Source organism: Myxacorys sp. (genome assembly GCF_059501405.1).
The window spans coordinates 14,641-31,814 of record NZ_JCACCM010000190.1 but is presented as its reverse complement, the minus strand read 5'-3'; the positions used below and the strand labels follow the sequence as shown (position 1 = coordinate 31,814).

The 17,174-nt window shown below is 49.4% G+C and carries 20 protein-coding genes and 1 tRNA gene; 10 read left to right on the top strand and 11 right to left on the bottom strand.

What is annotated here, in order from left to right:
* Window positions 1–6 precede the first annotated feature (6 nt).
* Window positions 7–402 carry a hypothetical protein gene (locus AC5I6P_RS26645; protein WP_495696800.1) on the top strand — a complete coding sequence of 132 codons (396 nt, stop codon included), beginning with the start codon at window positions 7–9 and terminating at the stop codon, window positions 400–402.
* 166 nt (window positions 403–568) lie between these two features.
* Here the strand turns inward: AC5I6P_RS26645 and AC5I6P_RS26640 are convergent, their stop codons facing one another.
* Together AC5I6P_RS26640 and AC5I6P_RS26635 are read right to left on the bottom strand one after the other, a co-directional pair.
* Complete coding sequence (locus AC5I6P_RS26640) at window positions 569–1,585, bottom strand: hypothetical protein (RefSeq protein ID WP_495696799.1); 1,017 nt, start codon at window positions 1,583–1,585, stop codon at window positions 569–571.
* A 186-nt stretch (window positions 1,586–1,771) separates the two neighbouring features.
* Complete coding sequence (locus AC5I6P_RS26635; protein ID WP_495696798.1) at window positions 1,772–2,356, bottom strand: L,D-transpeptidase; 585 nt, start codon at window positions 2,354–2,356, stop codon at window positions 1,772–1,774.
* Window positions 2,357–2,534: 178 nt separating this feature from the next.
* On the opposite strand from AC5I6P_RS26635, the gene AC5I6P_RS26630 reads away from it, so the two are divergent.
* Together AC5I6P_RS26630 and AC5I6P_RS26625 are read left to right on the top strand one after the other, a co-directional pair.
* The gene (locus AC5I6P_RS26630) at window positions 2,535–2,819 is read left to right on the top strand and encodes a DUF2470 domain-containing protein (protein WP_495696797.1); all 285 of its coding nucleotides are present in this window, start codon (window positions 2,535–2,537) and stop codon (window positions 2,817–2,819) included.
* A 79-nt stretch (window positions 2,820–2,898) separates the two neighbouring features.
* A complete protein-coding gene (locus AC5I6P_RS26625; protein WP_495696796.1) occupies window positions 2,899–4,089 on the top strand; it encodes a glycosyltransferase family 4 protein in 1,191 nt (396 codons plus the stop codon).
* Window positions 4,090–4,131: 42 nt separating this feature from the next.
* Here AC5I6P_RS26625 and AC5I6P_RS26620 read toward each other — a convergent pair whose 3' ends face one another.
* Window positions 4,132–4,518: a nuclear transport factor 2 family protein gene (locus AC5I6P_RS26620; protein WP_495696795.1), complete on the bottom strand. Its 387-nt coding sequence runs from the start codon at window positions 4,516–4,518 to the stop codon at window positions 4,132–4,134.
* A 75-nt stretch (window positions 4,519–4,593) separates the two neighbouring features.
* Here AC5I6P_RS26620 and proB point away from each other — a divergent pair, with 75 nt between their 5' ends.
* Window positions 4,594–5,715, top strand: coding sequence for a glutamate 5-kinase (gene proB, locus AC5I6P_RS26615; protein ID WP_495696794.1), 1,122 nt, complete (start codon window positions 4,594–4,596; stop codon window positions 5,713–5,715).
* Here the strand turns inward: proB and AC5I6P_RS26610 are convergent.
* Window positions 5,651–6,046, bottom strand: a complete 396-nt coding sequence (locus AC5I6P_RS26610; RefSeq protein WP_495696793.1) for a hypothetical protein — start codon at window positions 6,044–6,046, stop codon at window positions 5,651–5,653. The two genes, proB and AC5I6P_RS26610, sit on opposite strands and share 65 nt — an antisense overlap.
* A 345-nt stretch (window positions 6,047–6,391) precedes the next feature.
* Here AC5I6P_RS26610 and AC5I6P_RS26605 point away from each other — a divergent pair, with 345 nt between their 5' ends.
* Both AC5I6P_RS26605 and ftsE read left to right on the top strand, forming a co-directional pair.
* Window positions 6,392–7,168 (top strand): WecB/TagA/CpsF family glycosyltransferase, encoded by a 777-nt coding sequence (locus AC5I6P_RS26605; protein WP_495696792.1) that lies wholly within the window; start codon window positions 6,392–6,394, stop codon window positions 7,166–7,168.
* Window positions 7,169–7,325: 157 nt separating this feature from the next.
* Window positions 7,326–8,087 carry a cell division ATP-binding protein FtsE gene (gene ftsE / locus AC5I6P_RS26600; RefSeq protein WP_495696791.1) on the top strand — a complete coding sequence of 254 codons (762 nt, stop codon included), beginning with the start codon at window positions 7,326–7,328 and terminating at the stop codon, window positions 8,085–8,087.
* Between the two features lie 26 nt (window positions 8,088–8,113).
* Here ftsE and AC5I6P_RS26595 read toward each other — a convergent pair whose 3' ends face one another.
* Complete coding sequence (locus AC5I6P_RS26595) at window positions 8,114–8,314, bottom strand: DUF2949 domain-containing protein (protein WP_495696790.1); 201 nt, start codon at window positions 8,312–8,314, stop codon at window positions 8,114–8,116.
* 284 nt (window positions 8,315–8,598) lie between these two features.
* Here AC5I6P_RS26595 and AC5I6P_RS26590 point away from each other — a divergent pair, with 284 nt between their 5' ends.
* The 3 genes from AC5I6P_RS26590 (at window position 8,599) to AC5I6P_RS26580 (ending at window position 10,951) form a co-directional block, all read left to right on the top strand.
* A complete protein-coding gene (locus AC5I6P_RS26590; RefSeq protein ID WP_495696789.1) occupies window positions 8,599–9,498 on the top strand; it encodes a glycoside hydrolase family 19 protein in 900 nt (299 codons plus the stop codon).
* A 72-nt stretch (window positions 9,499–9,570) separates the two neighbouring features.
* Window positions 9,571–10,050, top strand: coding sequence for a glutathione peroxidase (locus AC5I6P_RS26585; protein WP_495696788.1), 480 nt, complete (start codon window positions 9,571–9,573; stop codon window positions 10,048–10,050).
* A gap of 109 nt (window positions 10,051–10,159) precedes the next feature.
* Complete coding sequence (locus AC5I6P_RS26580) at window positions 10,160–10,951, top strand: YdcF family protein (RefSeq protein ID WP_495696787.1); 792 nt, start codon at window positions 10,160–10,162, stop codon at window positions 10,949–10,951.
* Window positions 10,952–11,123: 172 nt separating this feature from the next.
* Here AC5I6P_RS26580 and AC5I6P_RS26575 read toward each other — a convergent pair whose 3' ends face one another.
* The 6 genes from AC5I6P_RS26575 to AC5I6P_RS26550 form a co-directional block, all read right to left on the bottom strand.
* The gene (locus tag AC5I6P_RS26575) at window positions 11,124–11,372 is read right to left on the bottom strand and encodes a hypothetical protein (RefSeq protein ID WP_495696786.1); all 249 of its coding nucleotides are present in this window, start codon (window positions 11,370–11,372) and stop codon (window positions 11,124–11,126) included.
* A gap of 239 nt (window positions 11,373–11,611) precedes the next feature.
* Complete coding sequence (locus AC5I6P_RS26570; RefSeq protein ID WP_495696785.1) at window positions 11,612–14,083, bottom strand: ATP-binding protein; 2,472 nt, start codon at window positions 14,081–14,083, stop codon at window positions 11,612–11,614.
* 468 nt (window positions 14,084–14,551) lie between these two features.
* A tRNA-Arg gene (locus AC5I6P_RS26565) sits at window positions 14,552–14,625 on the bottom strand.
* A 52-nt stretch (window positions 14,626–14,677) separates the two neighbouring features.
* Window positions 14,678–14,929, bottom strand: a complete 252-nt coding sequence (locus AC5I6P_RS26560; protein WP_495696784.1) for a hypothetical protein — start codon at window positions 14,927–14,929, stop codon at window positions 14,678–14,680.
* A 15-nt stretch (window positions 14,930–14,944) separates the two neighbouring features.
* Window positions 14,945–16,042: a tocopherol cyclase family protein gene (locus tag AC5I6P_RS26555; protein ID WP_495696783.1), complete on the bottom strand. Its 1,098-nt coding sequence runs from the start codon at window positions 16,040–16,042 to the stop codon at window positions 14,945–14,947.
* Entirely contained in the window at window positions 16,017–16,325 is a 309-nt protein-coding gene (locus AC5I6P_RS26550) for a DUF6464 family protein (protein ID WP_495696782.1), read from the bottom strand. The genes AC5I6P_RS26555 and AC5I6P_RS26550 overlap by 26 nt, the downstream gene beginning before the upstream one ends.
* 294 nt (window positions 16,326–16,619) lie before the next feature.
* Here AC5I6P_RS26550 and AC5I6P_RS26545 point away from each other — a divergent pair, with 294 nt between their 5' ends.
* Window positions 16,620–17,045 carry a hypothetical protein gene (locus tag AC5I6P_RS26545; protein ID WP_495696781.1) on the top strand — a complete coding sequence of 142 codons (426 nt, stop codon included), beginning with the start codon at window positions 16,620–16,622 and terminating at the stop codon, window positions 17,043–17,045.
* The last annotated feature ends 129 nt before the right edge of the window (window positions 17,046–17,174 follow it).

Below are 17,174 nucleotides of genomic sequence, written 5' to 3'. Positions count from 1 at the left end.
TACAATATGCACGACCCGCGCTCGTCCGACTCGTCACCTTCTGATCCAACGTTTCAAACCTCAGTGCGTAAGTTGCATCGATTAACCGTGCTCGGGAGATGGATCGTTGTGATCGGGCTATGGCTCACGGTTGGCCTGCTAAGCTTGTGGAGCTTACGAGAGTCTATTTCTCTACTGCAACAGTATTTTACCTGGGCGGCCGTGCGTCACGGACTTGCTCGTCATCCCATCGCCGCGATCGGGTTAGGTCTTTGCGTTGGCATGACTGTAAGTACTCTTGTTTGGCAAAGCCGAAATATTCTCTTTGGTCTTTCAAAAGTTGAGCAGAAGAGGCTTGAAGCCAGAGTACTCAAAATTCGCTATCAAGGAGCAAATCATCCGCTTTGGAAATGGATTAATTAGCATTAGCGAGACGCTAGAGAAGTTACTAACATAGCCAAACCTGAAAAAGGGACGCTTCTTCTGAAGGAGCGTCCCTTTACTTATTGGTTCAGCGTTCTGCCTGATCAAGGTTGGCAGACCCAGTAGAAATCGCTCAATCTAGGCAAACCTAGCGCTTGAGCAGCTTTTACCAAAGCGCCCGCACGCCTCCACCAGACTCAGTTCCTCCCTGGGAAGGAGTTGTTGTATCATCAGGAGCCGTTGTATTAGGCGTTGTTGTGTTATCAGGAGTCGTTGTCGAAGGAATGGTTGAATCAGGCGTTGTCGGAGCCGTGTTGCTAGGGCTGCCAGGTGTTACAGACCCACCAGGAGTCACAGACCCACTAGGCGTAGTCGGCACAATCACATCGCCCGTGCCACTGCCTGAACCAGGCGTAACTTGAGTTCCTGAAGAACCACCAGGAGTCGTTTCTGTAGTCGAGTTGGTACCTGGGGTACTTCTGTCCGTGTTGCTGCCCGGACCCACATTAGAGGGGGAAGCAGGAGTAGACCCGTTGTTAGGAGTGTTAGGAGCAGTTTGCTGCAGGGTAGAGCTTCCCGATCCCGGCTGAGACAGATTCTGCTGAGACGTTCCTGGCTGAGAAGCGTCACCTGTGCTCGAACCATTGTTGGGAGTGTTAGGAGCAGTTTGCTGCAAGGTAGAGCTTCCCGATCCCGACTGACCTGGATTCTGCTGAGACATTCCTGACCCAGACGGCGACATTTGAGTCGAGTCCGACGAAGAACTGCCAGGAGCCTGCATGGTGTTGTCCGAGGAGCCAGACATACCCGGCATAGCGCTGCTATCTGGAGCCGTGGTGCTGCCAGCTGAGAGTGCCCGATTATAGGGAGCTTCGTTAAAAATGCTGGGGTTAGGATTAACTTTTGCTAAAGAAGGTGTTGAATTGCGGGGCGTTGCTTCGCCTGTGCCGCTTGTGGGAGCCGACATCATACCAGGCGTCGTTTGATCTGGCGTTGCCTGAGCAAGACTCTTGTTATAGGGAGCTTCGTTAAAAATGCTAGGTCTGGGATTGAGGGGAGAGGTCTGTGCTAATGCAGGAAGCGCCAAGAAGGAACCCACACCTGCAATTCCTAAAGTACCTGCTAATTTCGCAACGCCTTTCATGGTGAATAAGTCACTAAACACACGCTTCTTTCCGTTCATTTGGTTCTCCTTGATGTACTGAATCTACATGCCCGGATGATTGATGGGCTACAGGCTGCGATTGTTTTTTGCTGCCAGTGAGAATCTAAGTCGAATCGTCACCACAGTTCTGAAGTGTAAAGATTAGTAATCGCGCAGCTCTCCCCCAATGGTCTGATTTTTCAGATCAAGAATGGATATTTGTCTTTAGTCACGGACAGTCACTTCTGTACCGATCGGAATTTTGGCAAATAGTTCGGAAATATCTTTGTTGTACATGCGGATGCAACCGTGAGATGCCGCTGTGCCAACCGATTTAGGAGTTGGCGTGCCGTGAAATCCGATCCAGTTCTTTCCGTCTGTCCAGAATCCAAGCCAATATTTTCCTAACGGATTTTCTGGATCGCCGCCTTTCACCACTTCTCCGGTCAGGGGATGAATCCAAGTCGGTTTCTCAATTTTCTGCTGCACTTTATAGCTTCCTTTGGGCGTCTCCCAGCCAGGACGACCCACCGCGATCGGATAACTTTTAACTTTGGTTTCTCCCTGATATAGCGTGACACGCCGCTGTTTTAGCTGAATTTCTAGTCGAACCGGTAAGGTTGCAGCTTTTGTAGATTGAGTAGTTGCAGATTGAGTAGTCAACGGTTCAACCAACGATTCAGCCGCTGATTCAACCGCTGATTTAGGAGTCGTTTGAGCCAAAGCAGAGGGGGTGAAACCTGCGATACAAGCTCCTATAGGAAGCACGGCAATAAGCCATTGAGCTTGCCGAACAACTAACTTCAGCATCAATTTTTGGGGAGAAAACTACATCAATGAAACAACCAGATTTGGGATGGGTGTTTCATCCGTCTATGGCTAGAGCTATCTGTGAATAAAGGCATAGAAAATTTTCACGCCTCAATTCATTCTTCGCCTCGGCTCCTGTTTGTTATGATGCGTGACAGATAAGACAGGAGATGAAACGATGCCTGATGAGGTATTTACCCAAGCAATCAGTGATCGCATCTGCAACCACATGAACAAAGACCATGCGGATGCGGTGTTGGTCTATGCAAAAGTTTTTGGCAAAGCAGATGAGGCGAGTGCGGCTGAGATGGTCGCGATCGATGCCGAAGGAATGGATCTGTCTGCCCAAGTGAACGGGCAAGCCGTTCCAGTGAGAGTTGAGTTTGATCATGTACTGGAAGATGCAAAAGACGCTCACACGACGCTTGTTGAAATGTTGAAGGAAGTGCCTCAAGCCTCGTAATTTTGCAAAGCTGGCTGTGCGATTCTCCGAAGCTCCCTGTGAGATCGCGCTCTGAAATGGGAATTACATAGAGCAGTAGATGCTTCTGAATACTTGGTGGGGCGGACAGTACGTTCGCCCTTTTTTCATGCCGCCTATTGATTCTGATATGAACGCTCAATCTCCCCATCATGCTTTCGTCTTTTTAGAAATTTTCTCGCGTGAGGGAGGAATTCAGTCTTATGTCAAAGACATTCTGAACGCTTATGCTGCGCTACCCACACGCGGAGATGTCTTTCTCCTGCGGGACGGCGCAGAGGTTGAGAACTCGTCGGAGCATTCAAATCTGAAGTTTCACTACTTCAAATCAAAGTCGGCCCTGTTAGGACGAACGAGACTGGCGATCGCGCTCTTGGTGCATCTGATCAACCATCGTCCTGATCGAGTGTTCTGTGGTCACATTCTACTCGCCCCATTAGTTCAAACCTTGTGTCAACCCTTGGGAATTCCGTACACAGTGCTGACCTACGGCAAAGAAGTCTGGGAACCGCTTTCACCTGCCAAGCAAAACGCGCTTCGTAAGGCGGAGCAAATTTGGACGATTAGCCGCTATTCCCGCGATCGCGCTTGTGCGTCCAACCAAATTGATCCTCAGCGTTTCCAATTTCTGTTCTGTGCGGTTGATGGAACGGTGTTTGCTCCTCAAGCCAAATCACCGGAACTGGTAGAGAAGTATGGACTACGGGAAGCTAAAGTTTTGATGACGGTCGCACGGTTGTGGTCAGGCGATCCGTATAAGGGTGTCGATGTGACGATTCGCGCCTTGCCCGCGATCGCGCAGCGTTTTCCGAATGTGAAATATTTGGTGATTGGTCGTGGCGATGATCAACCCCGACTAGCGCATTTAGCAGAAGAATTGGGAGTGCGCGATCGCGTTATTTTCGCGGGCTTTGTCGCCACTGAAGATTTGCCGCTGCACTATTGCCTCGCGGATGCCTATGTGATGCCCTCTCAAGAAGGATTTGGAATTGTCTACCTCGAAGCGATGGCATGCGGCGTTCCTGTTCTGTCAGGCGATGCTGACGGTTCTGCTGATCCGTTGCAGGATGGTGCGTTAGGGTGGCGCGTGCCTCATCGCGATCCGGTGGCGGTGGCAGCGGCGTGTGTTGAGATGCTCCAATCGACGGATCAACGCTGTGATGGTGCATGGTTGCGTAAGCAGTGTTTAGAGCTATTTGATAAAGCTGCGATCGCTCAAAAGGTGCGCGAGTTAATCGATGAGACAACGTGATCGGCTGAAAGGCTCTCTAATCAATTTCAATAACTCTATCCCTCACCCCACCAACGGACTGCCATGATGATGCACTAGATACCATTGCTTTGCCATTCGCTCAAACACATTGGTTGACATCGATCGCGCTTGAAGTTGCCTCCGTCCTACTACTTGCAATACTGTCTCAATCAGCACAACATAAGCTAAGTCGCCGTTGATTTCAATCGTGATTATTTGTGTATCAATTTCAATATAGTTTGTATTGCGAAAAATCTTTTGCCAGGAATCAGAAATGCGTTCCCATCCTCGTAATGCTTCTCGCCCTGGATGAATACAAATACTTCCCGCGCCCTTTGACCAAACGGCATTCATGGCGTCCAAATCTTTCTTCTCAAAAGCTCGGTAAAACGCATGATTGACAGCTAAAATATCTTGTTCTTCACTCATGCTCAATTGTGGAAGGCAGTTGATCCTATTTTCAGGCATCATGATTAACGCGACCGTATTGTGATGTAGCGGGTGATGGTTCAAACTGTGGTAGCTCAAACATTAGTCATTAAAATTGGTACGTCTAGCCTGACGCAACCGAATTCAGGACAGTTAGCCCTCTCCACGATCGCATCGCTGATCGAAGTTTTGTGTGAACTGCGGCGGCAAGGACATCGCGTGATTCTGGTGTCGTCGGGAGCGGTTGGGGTTGGTTGTGCGCGGCTAGGCTTAACCGAACGTCCGAAAGCGATCGCGCTCAAACAAGCCGTTGCTGCCGTAGGTCAAGGGCGGTTGATGCGAATTTACGACGACCTGTTTACCGCCATGCAGCAACCGATCGCCCAAGTCCTCCTCACCCGTGGCGACTTAGTTGAGCGAAATCGCTACATCAATGTCTATCAAACGTTTCAGGCTCTACTACAGTTGGGCGTTGTGCCGATTGTGAATGAAAACGACACCGTTGCAGTTGAAGAACTCAAGTTTGGCGACAATGACAGCCTATCGGCACTCGTAGCAGGTTTAGTCCGTGCAGATTGGCTCTTTTTGCTTACCGATGTCGATCGCTTATATTCTGCCGATCCGCGTCGCAATCCCAATGCTGAACCGATTATTCGAGTCCAGCGCATCGAAGAATTAGCTGGCGTGAACACCGGGACGTCAGGCACAGCTTGGGGGACAGGAGGCATGATTACGAAGATTTCCGCCGCCCGAATTGCAACGGATGCAGGCGTGAGAACCGTAATTACCCAAGGACGCTCACCCGAAAATCTGCTCAAAATTTTGGCTGGAGAATCGATTGGAACTCAGTTTGAACCCCAGCCCCGCCCAATTAATGCTCGCCAGCGCTGGATTGCTCATGGCTTAATTCCAACTGGAACGCTAACTTTAGACGAAGGAGCCGTAAATGCGGTGCGGCAGTTAAAACGCTCTCTTCTAGCGGCTGGCATTATTCAGATTGAAGGAGACTTTGAGAGTCAGGATGCGGTGAGACTTTGCGATCGCGCTGGACAAGAAATCGCGAGGGGGTTGGTTAACTACACTAGCGCCGAACTGCAAAAGATTCGAGGTCGGCGCTCAGACGAAATTGCAGCTATTTTAGGCTATGCGGGTGCTGAAACCGTTGTGCATCGAGATAATCTTGTTCTGAATTCGTGAGCGACGAGTTCGTGAACGCTGGAAGCCAAGGTTGCTTTGCAGTTCTCAAGGGATAATCGCCCTTCAATCTCCACCGTTCAGCCTCCGAACTCGGAATGTCGCCTTCTGAACTCGGAGTGTCGCCTTCTGAACCTGGAACTCCGCCTTCTGAACCTGGAACTCCGCCTTCTGAATCTGGAACTCCGCCTTCTGAATCTGGAACTCCGCCCTCCGAACCTGAAATTCCGCCTTCAAAGCTTGAAACGCCGCCTTCAAAGCCTGAAACTTCAAGATCGAAGCTTGAAACCTCTCCTTCCGAAGCCGAAACGTTGAGATCAGAAGTGCCTGCCACCCCTGTAAACCTGTATCAAAACAGACTTATACCGTTTCTAAAAAACCCTGATACACATGCTCCTCACGTAAAGACGCGATTAATCGCGTCTTTACCAAGATCTGTAGCGACTATTTAGGGAATTGGTATTACTAAAACTCTTGTTCTCCAGCAGCCCGCAACTGTAGCTCGCAACTTAACTTAAATCGAAGACCTCCCCTAAATCCTTTTTTCATTGAGAGAGGCATTCATCCAATCCAACTTGCACCAATCCCGACTTACACCAATCCCGACTTGCAATGAAATTGCGATAGCGATACCCTAAGCGTTACTTAATGTTAATGCTCGCGAATCAGAAATTCTCCTGTGACTTATTTAACTCCATCTCAGTCGAACCAGTTCTCCGTCCTCGGCTTACCCGTTCATCTCCTGAATGACTATCCGAGTTGGTTAGCCGATCGCATTGAGCAAGGGCTTGGCTGTCACGTCGTCACCCTAAATGCCGAAATGACGATGCAGGCAGAACACAGCCCCGCACTGGCTCACATTATTCAAAACGCTGAACTGGTGATTCCCGATGGAGCCGGAATCGTGCTTTACCTCAAGCTGCACGGTCGGCATGTCAATCGCTGTCCTGGCATTGAGCTTTCGGCAACCCTACTGGCGCGATCTCCACAGTTCAATCCGCCTTGGTCAATTTTCTTTTTTGGCGGTGCGCCCGGAGTGGCGGCAAAAGCGGCTGAGGTTTGGCAACAAAATGCACCAGGAATTGCGATCGTAGGCACTCAAAACGGCTATCTCACGCCCGACGAGGAGCCTGCCTTTCTACACAGGCTAAAGACACTGCAACCTCAAATTATCTACGTCGGCTTAGGTGTTCCTCGGCAAGAATTGTGGATTGCTCAGCATCGGCACTATTGTCCAAACTCGATTTGGATCGGTGTGGGCGGCAGTTTTGATATTTGGGCAGGCACGAAAACCCGCGCCCCAAAATGGTTCTGTGACAATCATCTAGAGTGGGTTTATCGCCTGTATCAAGAGCCGTGGCGCTGGAAACGGATGTCAGCGCTGCCCAAATTTGCTTGGCGATCGCTGATTTACCGCCTCACAAAACGGAATCCGGTGATTGTCAGTAAATTCTGAGACAAACCGGAGGGTGAGGGGGTGACATACCTCAGTAGGTACCCAGACGCCCGCTAAAAAAAATTGATGTAAAAGATGGGTAACAGTTAGTTTATGGCGCTTTCGGGGCGCTCTATGGCTAGCTTCCGATTCGCTAACCCTTCTTTTCTACCCCACCATGACGCAAGTTCTACCCCATCCCCCTACAACTGATGCTCGTCCTGCTGCTGCGGTACAGGTAGGGGTTCCTCTAAAGCAACCCTCCAGCCATCAACCTGCCCCCAGCATTATTCAACTGCGGCGGGTCAGTAAGGTCTATGACAACGGTAGCCATGCCCTCGTTAACATCAATTTAGACATTAGAAAAGGCGATTTTCTGTTTATCACAGGCCCGTCTGGCTCAGGGAAGTCAACGCTATTAAAGATGCTATATGGCGATGAACGCCCATCGGACGGAGAAATTATTGTCGATAAAGAGTTTCCGCACCAGTTGCGGGGTAACAAACTGTCGATGCTGCGCCGCCGCATCGGTATTGTATTTCAGGATTACAAGCTAATTCCGCGTCGGACTGTAGCAGAAAACGTTTCGTTCGTGCTGTGGGCGCAGGGCTATAACCGTCAAGAGATCGCGCGTCGCTTACAGCCTGCCCTCAAGATCGTAGGACTGACTGACAAAGCCAATCGCTTCCCAGAAGAGCTCTCTGGCGGAGAGCAGCAGCGAGTTGGCATTGCCCGTGCGATCGTCGCTACTCCGCCGATATTACTAGCAGACGAACCCACCGGAAACCTAGATCCCGATAACTCCTGGCAAGTCATTAAAATTCTAAAGAAGCTGAATCAGCTTGGCATCACTGTGGTAGTAACAACCCACGATGAGAATCTGATTCGCTTGTCTAATCATCCTGTCGTGCAGATTCGGAACGGTAGACTATATCGTTAGGCCGAATCGTTAGGCCAGAGTCTACTTTACGCTTGCTCCATCCAATCGAAGATTTGATCGAGTTGAGCGATCGTAATCAACCCGTACTGCCAAAGAATCATCGGTAGATGCGATAAATAAGCGCTGCTGGAATCACCGTGACGTACTGCCAAGTCAATCGCAGAGGTCGGTAGCGCTAACTCTTCTTTCAAAAATCTAAGAAAATCCCGCCGCTTTTTAGTTTCCATTTCAAAATTGCACCCTTTTATTATGAGAAATGTTAAAAGATTTGTTTAACTGTTTTAGCAGCTTCTTATCAGCTTCGTATCATCCAAAAGGGTTAGATTACCGCGATTGGAGTATCAGCCCGTTGAGCCAACATTTAAGTAAGCCAATCGGATTCATGGCTTGGCTTAATCTGACGCTGCTTTACGTAGAAACACGGCTATTGTAGCTCATGGATTGCCCAAGTGTTCTGATCAGTTCGTGTTCTGAACGGGAACTTTAGAGGAATTACGTTCAGGGTCAGACTATGCCATCGACACAGCAACTCATCATTTGGCGCAAAAAAGCGGCTAACCGCATCCATCAATTGATTACAAGCTATACCGGAGAAGAGCTTCAACCGACTGATTCACATGCCGACACGTTGTTACGACGGTTGAGCAATTTGCCTCAGCGACCCAGCGATCGCGCTCCTTACAAAGGCAGTTTTCCCGATGTGAGCATCAGCGTTGGACGGGTCAAAACCGCAAATCGACTTAAACAACTCGTCATCAATATTAAAGGCGACAGTCTTCAACTCCAAGATGGCTGGGTGGATGATGCCCTACGATCGCTGCTCACGCTGCCCCCTAGAGGAGGCAATCCACCTTATGCAGACCTTATTCCAGCAACCTCTCTGCCATCGATTAGCTCCAATCAGCTGTTAGAAATGGCGATCTACGCTGATCCAAATCGTGTCAAACGCTTGTACCCTCATCTGCTTCTAGCAATGGCAGAGTATGACATCACAACCCCTCTTAGAGAAACTCACTTTCTGTCGCAACTCATTCATGAGTCCGGTTCCTTCAATTATGTTGAAGAGATTGATCCAGGCGACTATCTCGAAGGTCGTACCGATATTGGCAACACTCAACGGGGAGATGGTCGGCGCTACAAAGGCAGAGGCTTGATTCAGATTACGGGTAGAACAAACTACGAAGCGTGCGGACAAGACCTAGGAGTTGATTTGATTAACAATCCCGTCTTGTTAAAGAACGATGATTTAGCTTGCCTCAGTGCAGGCTGGTTTTGGCAGAAAAATGATCTGAATGAGTATGCGGATGCTGATGATGTAGAGATGGTCACTCGAATAATTAATGGGGGCCTGAACGGATTTGCAGAGCGGCAAAAGTATTTAGCGATCGCAAAAGAAGTGCTTCGCGCTTAGACTCGCTTAGAAAAGCGACTGAATGAGAGTAAATGATATAGTGCAAGCCGGACAGTTTGGGCGAGTACGGCTATGGGCATTTCTGACATTACAGTCAAAACAATCGACAGCGTAGACAAAAGCTTAGGTGACTACGCAGGCGACGTTCTTCTGATTGTGAACGTGGCGTCTCAGTGTGGGTACACGCCTCAGTACAAGGGCTTGGAGCAACTGAGCCAGCAGTATAAAGATCAAGGGTTGCGTGTACTGGGATTTCCCTGCAATGATTTTGGGGCACAAGAACCGGGCACGAATGAAGAAATTCAGCAGTTTTGCGATCTTAACTACGGTGTTACCTTCGAGCTATTCGATAAAGTTCATGCCAAAGGCGCAAACCAGCATCTGCTGTACAAAACCTTGACGGATTCTGTGACTCCCTCTGGCGCAGTTAGCTGGAACTTTGAGAAATTTTTGATCGACAAAAAAGGCGAAGTGGTGGCTCGCTATCGCAGTGGTGTGACTCCAGATAGTCCAGAATTAATGGATGCGATCGAGAAAGAGTTGGCGAAATAGAAGCTCGTCACCTTCTTTGATCCTAGTCACCTTCTTTGATTAATGGATTAATGACGCCTTTTGACCTGAGCTAAATCGCTTGCTGAGTGTCCTTCCCCTAGAGCGCTTTATGTTTCTATTCCTCTCGAAGTTGCTGCCGATCTTTCTCTACCCGCTCGGACTAAGCTGCCTGCTGCTCATTGTCACGTTTGTTTTGATTCTTCAGAAGCGATCGCGCCTTGCACTCATTCCCCTGATTGTGGTGCTAGGGTTACTCACGTTGAGCGGCAGTGCGCGGTTTAGCGACGCCCTTGTGAAATCTCTCGAATTTCAAACGATTCCTCAGGGCCAGTTGCCGAAAGCAGAAGCGATCGTGGTGCTTGGGGGGGCAACAGAATCCGCGATCGCGCCCAGACCGTGGGTTGAGTTGCGTGAAGAAGGCGATCGCGTGTTGTATGGGGCAAAACTCTACCGCGATGGCAAAGCACCGAAGGTTATTCTCAGTGGCGGACGGGTCGATTGGCGAGCGGGCAGCGCGTCTGAGTCGGAAGATATGGCAGTTCTGATGGAAACAATGGGCGTACCGCGATCGGCAATGCTGCAAGATCCAACGTCTCTCAATACCCGCGAGAATGCGGTAAATGTCAAGAAAATCATAGACGCTCAAGGCATTCGACGAGTATTGCTTGTGACCTCTGCAATGCACATGCCGCGATCGCTCTTAATTTTTCAGAAATTAGGCATTGATGCTATTCCTGCCCCTACGGACTACACTGCACTGACGCTCGATCAAGCCAGTAAAAACAGTACAGAAGCTGCCATCCTAGATGCACTGCCCGATGCTGATCAGCTTCGTCGCACCACACGAGCGCTGAAAGAATACATTGGTATTTTTATCTATCAATTGCGGGGCTGGATATAACCATTCTAAACACTCTAATGGTTGGCTCGAATCGCTTCTCTAAACTGTGAAACGGCATCTAAAGGTTCTGGGTTAAGCACGAACGATGCCAGTAGCTCCAAGTCTAAATTTGGCAAAAACTCGCTGTGAATCATTTGCTCATAGTGATTGCCTCTAAGCTCGACTTTATCGATTAGGCAGCATAGCAAAGCTGCTCTAACCAACAGCCCAACACTTGGCTCGAAACATTAATCAGGTCGCCCTGAGAACCTGACCTCTCAACCTGAGAACCTGACCTCTCAAAAAGTCGGGGTGCCCATAAATAGGAGCGCACTAAAGCTAAGGCATCAATGAAAGTGGGATGAGCTTTAACATACCAAGCGGATTGGCGTAAGTGCCATTGTTCTTGGGGTAGGAGTTGGTGAGCAAACAAGACGACCATCGAGAACAGCCCAAACAAGGCAGGTGTGGTTCTGGCAGCTGAATCCTAGAAATATTGCAGAGACGATTGTCAATAATGAACCGCCTGCACTTTGATTTCTGAATTCACGAACTTCTGAATTCACGGACTTCTGAATTTACATCAGCGCACCATTGCTTGTAACTGAGCCAGCCATGGCAGGGTGATAGCCGAACGTCTACACTCTCACTTACCGCTGAGCCTTGGTCAAAGCTGATTTTTTAGCGGACACTTTCACACACAGGTTGCCGAATTGGAATTTGAATCACGAACTCGGCTCCAGCCCCAAGACTAGAGATGCACTTCAGCTTACCACCATGTTTTTCGGTAATGATTTGATGGCTAATAGACATTCCCATACCTGTTCCCTTGCCCACGGGTTTTGTTGTAAAGAAGGGGTTGAAAATGTGTTGCTGAATCGTTTCGGGCATGCCCAATCCATTGTCAGCGATCGCAACTTCTATCCACTCAGCATTCCGCGCCGATGACGTGCGAACCGTAATCTGGTTAGGCTTTGCTTCAATCTCCTGATAAGTTCGTTTCGCGTTACTCTCTTCTAATGCGTCGATCGCGTTTGCCAGAATGTTCATCAGCACCTGATTCAACTGTCCGGGATAGCATTCTACTTGCGGTAAATCACTGTAATTCTTAATGACCTGAATCTCTGGACGGTCTGATCGCGCCTTCAGACGATGTTGCAAGATTAACAAGGTACTGTCAATGCCCTCGTGGACATTGACTTCTTTGAATTCAGCTTCATCCGTACGGGAGAAGTTACGTAAGCTCAGCACGATCTGGCGGATGCGATCGGTACCAAGTTTCATGGAATCGAGCGTTTTAATTAAATCAACTTGCAAAAATTCCAGATCGACCGCTTCAGCTTCGGCTTGAATTTCGGGTGCGGGGCTTGGATAGTACTTCTCATAAAGTTGGATTAGGTTCAGCAGATCTTGAGAGTACTCTCGCACAGGGGTTAGGTTGCCGTGGATGAAGTTGACAGGATTGTTAATTTCGTGAGCAACTCCCGCGACCAATTGTCCTAAACTCGACATTTTCTCCGCCTGCACCAGTTGTGTTTGCGTCCGCTGCAAATCACTCAAGGCGCGTTCCACTTCTTCTCGTGCTTCGGTGATGGCGGCAATCTGAGGTAGGCTTGTCCAGCACGCGATCGCCACACCCACAAAGGCAACAGTTATCAGCAAAATGCTAAACAACGCCATATGGCTACCCACGCCTTGGCGTTCAAGTCCGGCTCTGACTAACCAGCCAACACTGACCGAACCACACACTAAAAAGATGAGAATCGTGACCTGCAAAGCAATCCAGTCGCCTTTAGGTGTACGGAGTGTCTTGCGATCGCGCTGGAGCCACCAAGTGGGTTGGAACGGCGCAAAGTGCAGACGCGGCAGCAGTGTGGCTGCCACTCCAACCGCTAATGGCAGCAGTAAGCCAAGCAATAAATCCTGCCAGCCCCATGCCAACCCGCCGGAGACTAAGACAACAGCCTCTATGCCAAAGAAGCCAAGGGATAACCAAGACCACCGAGTTTCTGGTTGCTTGCGGCAGACCCACAAGCCCCAGTGAACTGCCATCATCGACGTTAAGTAGCCTGTTCCTGTGACCATAACAACGCGGGAAACGTCTCCCCACACGAGGCAAAGTAAACTCAGCGACAATGTAAAAATCAAGCTAGGTTCAAGCACACCTCGACGTGAAACTGTAGCGAATAGGGGTGGCAGGTACCCATCTTTTGCCAATTGATACAGAATGCGGGGGCAGTTAGAAACAGCAGTTGCAGAACTCAGTAGGCAACCAGACGTAATCAAGAAGGTGACGAGTGCAGGAGCTAAACCACCCCAGAAGGGTTGAGCGGCTGCAATTAAATTGAGATACGCACTATCTCCTAATCCAGATCCGGTTGCCAACCGCATGACGACCCAAGATCCAGCGAAATAAATGATCGGAATGAGTCCAGCCGTTACGCTTAAACATCGCAGAGTTATGGTCGGCTGACGACTATCGGCAACAAACGAAGAGGCAGTCTCGCAGCCATAAACGGCATAAATGGCAATAAAAAACCACTTCATCCACTCGATCGCGTCAATGCCTGACCACATGTGGGGCAGCAAACCGGGGCTTGTGGGGGCAAGGCTGAGCCAGCCAATGCCTTGCAAACAAAAGGTAACGAGAAACCCGATCGCTGGAAAGACAAAGAAGGTATGCAGAATTCCCAACGTTCGCGTACCGCTAAACGCCACAATAAAGGGCAAAATCGCAAAGCCAATGCGGAACGGCATGATTGGACAAGCAATTCCCAAGGGTGCCAAATTTGCCTTAATTAAGTCAGTCAGGATGATGGCATTCATGGGCGGCACAGAGACCCAGCCTAACAGGTAGCCGATTGCGCTATACCGCGCAACCGATGGAAAGCGCTGAAGCAGACGAGTGATGTAGTTGGGTGTACCACCCGCAACATCGGAATAATAGGTGCCCAAGCGTTTGACTTGCAGATTTAGCAAAATGCCAACGATCGTTCCAGGTAACCAGACCCAGATGGCTTGAGGCCCCAAAGCGGCGTGCATTGCAGGTGCAGTGCCTAACCACAAAAGCAAACCGCTAAAACCAAATCCCCAGGTTTCAACTGCAGTTAAACTGCGGGGGAGTGAGACAGCAGAAAGCGATGGCTGATTCATTTGTGTCTAGAGAAAGGGAGCAATTGTCTCTGTCAATATTCCCTAAGACACAACTTGGTACTCACTTCCAACATCGTTCCACGATGAAACCTTTAGCTCTGCTGATACTGGTTGCCTGGCGCGATCGCTTCAGAATGCAGAAAAAATCTTAGAGCAAAACATTATTGGCACAATTGGCACATACTCAAAAATTAACTTCATGCCTTTGCATCGTCAGACACATAATCACAGTAGCCGACTTTCATACCGTTCCTATATGGCTGAATCACGCAGATAGTGAACCAGTCTTGACTCAAGAAAGCACAGGGAGAAACTCGCGATGGCCAACGTGTACTCAATCTTTGACATTATGCTTAAATTTGTGCTTAAAACTCTGGAAACTTGCAACCATTCCTGCTTGTCTCAGCGTTTGCCAGAGTTCGTTACACATGCACCTCAACCTTTGGTACTGACTGCTTTTAGAGGCTACGGGACTGGCGGGACTCGAACCCTCGACCTACCGCTTAGGAGGCGGTCGCTCTATCCAACTGAGCTACAGCCCCAAATGTATCGAAATTATGATAGCAAACCTAGAACGATCGAGCGCTCTTTTAGTTAGTGATGGAAAAGATGAGCAATCGCACTCACAAGATGTCCACCTACCTGACCCAAGAAATGCTCAGTCTGACCCGCGTGTTCGCCAATGCCCGACGCTCCATTTGCAACCGCATCGATGACGCCGCTATACTCCATAGGCTCAACCGAGTCAGGTTGACGAGGTTTGAACCCGCGAACAATCATTTCCCCTAGAGTAATCACACCTAACATCATGAGTGTGATGACAGTGAGCGCAAATAAGGTCTGCATAACCCTCCACCCAATCTAATGACTTCCACCGCACCCAGATGCCCAAATTTCGTTCCACGGCCCGCCGCCAGTCTCTAGACCGCAGAGCGAACTTTTCGCTTCGAGGATCAGTTGGTAGCTGCGATCGCGCACTTCCACCATAACGTCTCCCCGCATCGTATCGCGACAGGCAAACGCTAATCCTTCTAACGTTGGCGCACGCAACGGAGTTCCCGGTAGCTCAGTTGTGCCTCTCACAATCACCGTGTACTCATCACTTTTAGCCGTCATCTCCCAGAAGCCCCACGGCTGCATCACCCAGTTAATTTCAGAATTCCAGGGAACAAACTCATAGAATTTGCCCCGGTAATGAATCCCAATCATGGCGACCGATTCCATCCACCACAACACTCCTCGCCGTCCACCGCCTGCGGTTAATGCTAAATCTGGTTCATTGTCAAAGGCGTTGCAATTTAACCAAAACCATTTTGTCGGAAATGCTCCACCCCAATTCTTTTCACCGTAAGCAGGAGCATTGGTGAATTCATATCGTTTGCCATTCCAATCAATGTGACCTGTAGCATATCCATGTGCCATCAAAACTTGCCAGCCGGGTTCAAAAATCTGCAAAGAAGAGAGAAAACCAGCCGTGGATTGCTGAGGCTTGTTCACATCACCCCACCCATAAATCGGTTGAATTGAGTACTGCCATTCTGCAACGTTGCCGTTCGGTTCTCTTAGTTTGCCTTGATGCCAAGTTGCGGTAGCTTGGTATCCTTCATCGACCGTGCGATTGAAGTCTTCGGGCGATAACAGGTGCGGAATGCGTGGATCAGCAGAACGCCAATGCCCTAATGCTAGTGTGTCTTTTGCTGCCCAAAATCGTGAAACATCGGGAAAGGTGCGGCAGAGGTATTGATCATCTGGCCCAAGAATCTGAGCCGCGCCGCCACTGTAAGGTTGACCGCCGATCGGGTCTTCGATCGAAAACATGAACGCGAATGTTTGACCACAATCAGGTAGAGTGACGCGATAGTACCAGCCCTCGAAAAAGCGGCGGTTTGACCCATCCCAGTGATAGCCACTGTGGGGAGTTTGAAGAGAAAGATTAGGAGATTTGAATAGTCGATTCATAGTAGCGGCAGGAATCACAGGGACCCATAGGATTGATCGCACAGCGAATGTAAGGGGAGCGGGCATTGTAGCGGCAGGAGAAATCGCCAATGAGTGCGCCAATGCCCTCGACGTATTGGTAATCACGAGGAAGAGTGAGCAAGCGTTGCACTTGACGCCTTTCAGCAGCGGCGATCGCGGCGCGAAGCTGACGTTGTGCCCTAAGTTCCATCCGGTGGCGGAGAAAGAACGTCAACAGTGAGGGAAGGAGTCCGATCGCAAGAATTAAAAGAACTTCCAGCATAAATTCACTTTCAGCATAAATTCATTGTGCTAGATCCGTGCGATCGCTGCCATGTTCCTTTCGTTTATTTTTGAATCCAAAAATTCTTTTCTGACAAAGTACCCATCTGGGTATCCCTGCGATCGCAGTTTGTCTTCAACAATAAGTTATCAGAGAAACGACTACTCAACCGCCTGTAGCTCTCTCCTGAACTGCCTTTCACCGCTTAATAAAGGCAGCTCAACGGAGAGTAATGATAGGTGGTTGGATGACAGTGATCTGTTTAGTAAGCACTCATCTTCTAAGGAGAAATTCATGGCTACGAACACATTAGGTCAGGTCAAATTTGTACTCGGTCTGATTGCAATGACTGGGTTTGCCGCGATCGCGCCTTCTGCTCAATCCGCCCCTGTTCCGGGTGCAATGAGCAACCTCCTCAGCCAAGCAAATATCAGCCTTGATGCGTCGTCTTCTTTGCAGCGTAGTCCCATGTTGGAGCGGGTTCCTGGCTTGAAGAAAGGCTCGGTCATGTGTGATGGGGGCGGCAGTCACAATACAGGCGGATGTGCGACCAGCCCGATTCCGCAACTTGAACATCGTGGAATTGAGAAACTTCCTGGGCTAAAGAAAGGCTCAGTTATGTGTGATGGTGGCGGCAGTGTCAATACGGGTGGATGTGCTGCCAGCCCCATTCCCGGTGGTTCAGAAGTGATTTATCCGGTACAGCAACGACTTCGCTAATGCCTCTGGCGAGGCCTCTCAACAAACTGACTTGTTGCAGTTTAGGGAAAGCGCAAAGTAACACGGGCGAACCTGAGTCACGGCTCTTTTCAAGGTTGTCTAGACCTTCAGAGATCACTACACTCAGGT

What these genes read in the sequence shown, in the direction of transcription:
- AC5I6P_RS26645 (WP_495696800.1), top strand. Translation starts at nt 7, where the DNA reads ATGCACGACCCGCGCTCGTCCGACTCGTCACCTTCTGATCCAACGTTT.
- AC5I6P_RS26640 (WP_495696799.1), bottom strand. Translation starts at nt 1,585, where the DNA reads ATGAACGGAAAGAAGCGTGTGTTTAGTGACTTATTCACCATGAAAGGC.
- AC5I6P_RS26635 (WP_495696798.1), bottom strand. Translation starts at nt 2,356, where the DNA reads ATGCTGAAGTTAGTTGTTCGGCAAGCTCAATGGCTTATTGCCGTGCTT.
- AC5I6P_RS26630 (WP_495696797.1), top strand. Translation starts at nt 2,535, where the DNA reads ATGCCTGATGAGGTATTTACCCAAGCAATCAGTGATCGCATCTGCAAC.
- AC5I6P_RS26625 (WP_495696796.1), top strand. Translation starts at nt 2,899, where the DNA reads ATGCTTCTGAATACTTGGTGGGGCGGACAGTACGTTCGCCCTTTTTTC.
- AC5I6P_RS26620 (WP_495696795.1), bottom strand. Translation starts at nt 4,518, where the DNA reads ATGAGTGAAGAACAAGATATTTTAGCTGTCAATCATGCGTTTTACCGA.
- proB (WP_495696794.1), top strand. Translation starts at nt 4,594, where the DNA reads ATGGTTCAAACTGTGGTAGCTCAAACATTAGTCATTAAAATTGGTACG.
- ftsE (WP_495696791.1), top strand. Translation starts at nt 7,326, where the DNA reads ATGACGCAAGTTCTACCCCATCCCCCTACAACTGATGCTCGTCCTGCT.
- AC5I6P_RS26595 (WP_495696790.1), bottom strand. Translation starts at nt 8,314, where the DNA reads ATGGAAACTAAAAAGCGGCGGGATTTTCTTAGATTTTTGAAAGAAGAG.
- AC5I6P_RS26590 (WP_495696789.1), top strand. Translation starts at nt 8,599, where the DNA reads ATGCCATCGACACAGCAACTCATCATTTGGCGCAAAAAAGCGGCTAAC.
- AC5I6P_RS26585 (WP_495696788.1), top strand. Translation starts at nt 9,571, where the DNA reads ATGGGCATTTCTGACATTACAGTCAAAACAATCGACAGCGTAGACAAA.
- AC5I6P_RS26580 (WP_495696787.1), top strand. Translation starts at nt 10,160, where the DNA reads ATGTTTCTATTCCTCTCGAAGTTGCTGCCGATCTTTCTCTACCCGCTC.
- AC5I6P_RS26575 (WP_495696786.1), bottom strand. Translation starts at nt 11,372, where the DNA reads ATGGTCGTCTTGTTTGCTCACCAACTCCTACCCCAAGAACAATGGCAC.
- AC5I6P_RS26570 (WP_495696785.1), bottom strand. Translation starts at nt 14,083, where the DNA reads ATGAATCAGCCATCGCTTTCTGCTGTCTCACTCCCCCGCAGTTTAACT.
- AC5I6P_RS26560 (WP_495696784.1), bottom strand. Translation starts at nt 14,929, where the DNA reads ATGCAGACCTTATTTGCGCTCACTGTCATCACACTCATGATGTTAGGT.
- AC5I6P_RS26555 (WP_495696783.1), bottom strand. Translation starts at nt 16,042, where the DNA reads ATGAATCGACTATTCAAATCTCCTAATCTTTCTCTTCAAACTCCCCAC.
- AC5I6P_RS26550 (WP_495696782.1), bottom strand. Translation starts at nt 16,325, where the DNA reads ATGCTGGAAGTTCTTTTAATTCTTGCGATCGGACTCCTTCCCTCACTG.
- AC5I6P_RS26545 (WP_495696781.1), top strand. Translation starts at nt 16,620, where the DNA reads ATGGCTACGAACACATTAGGTCAGGTCAAATTTGTACTCGGTCTGATT.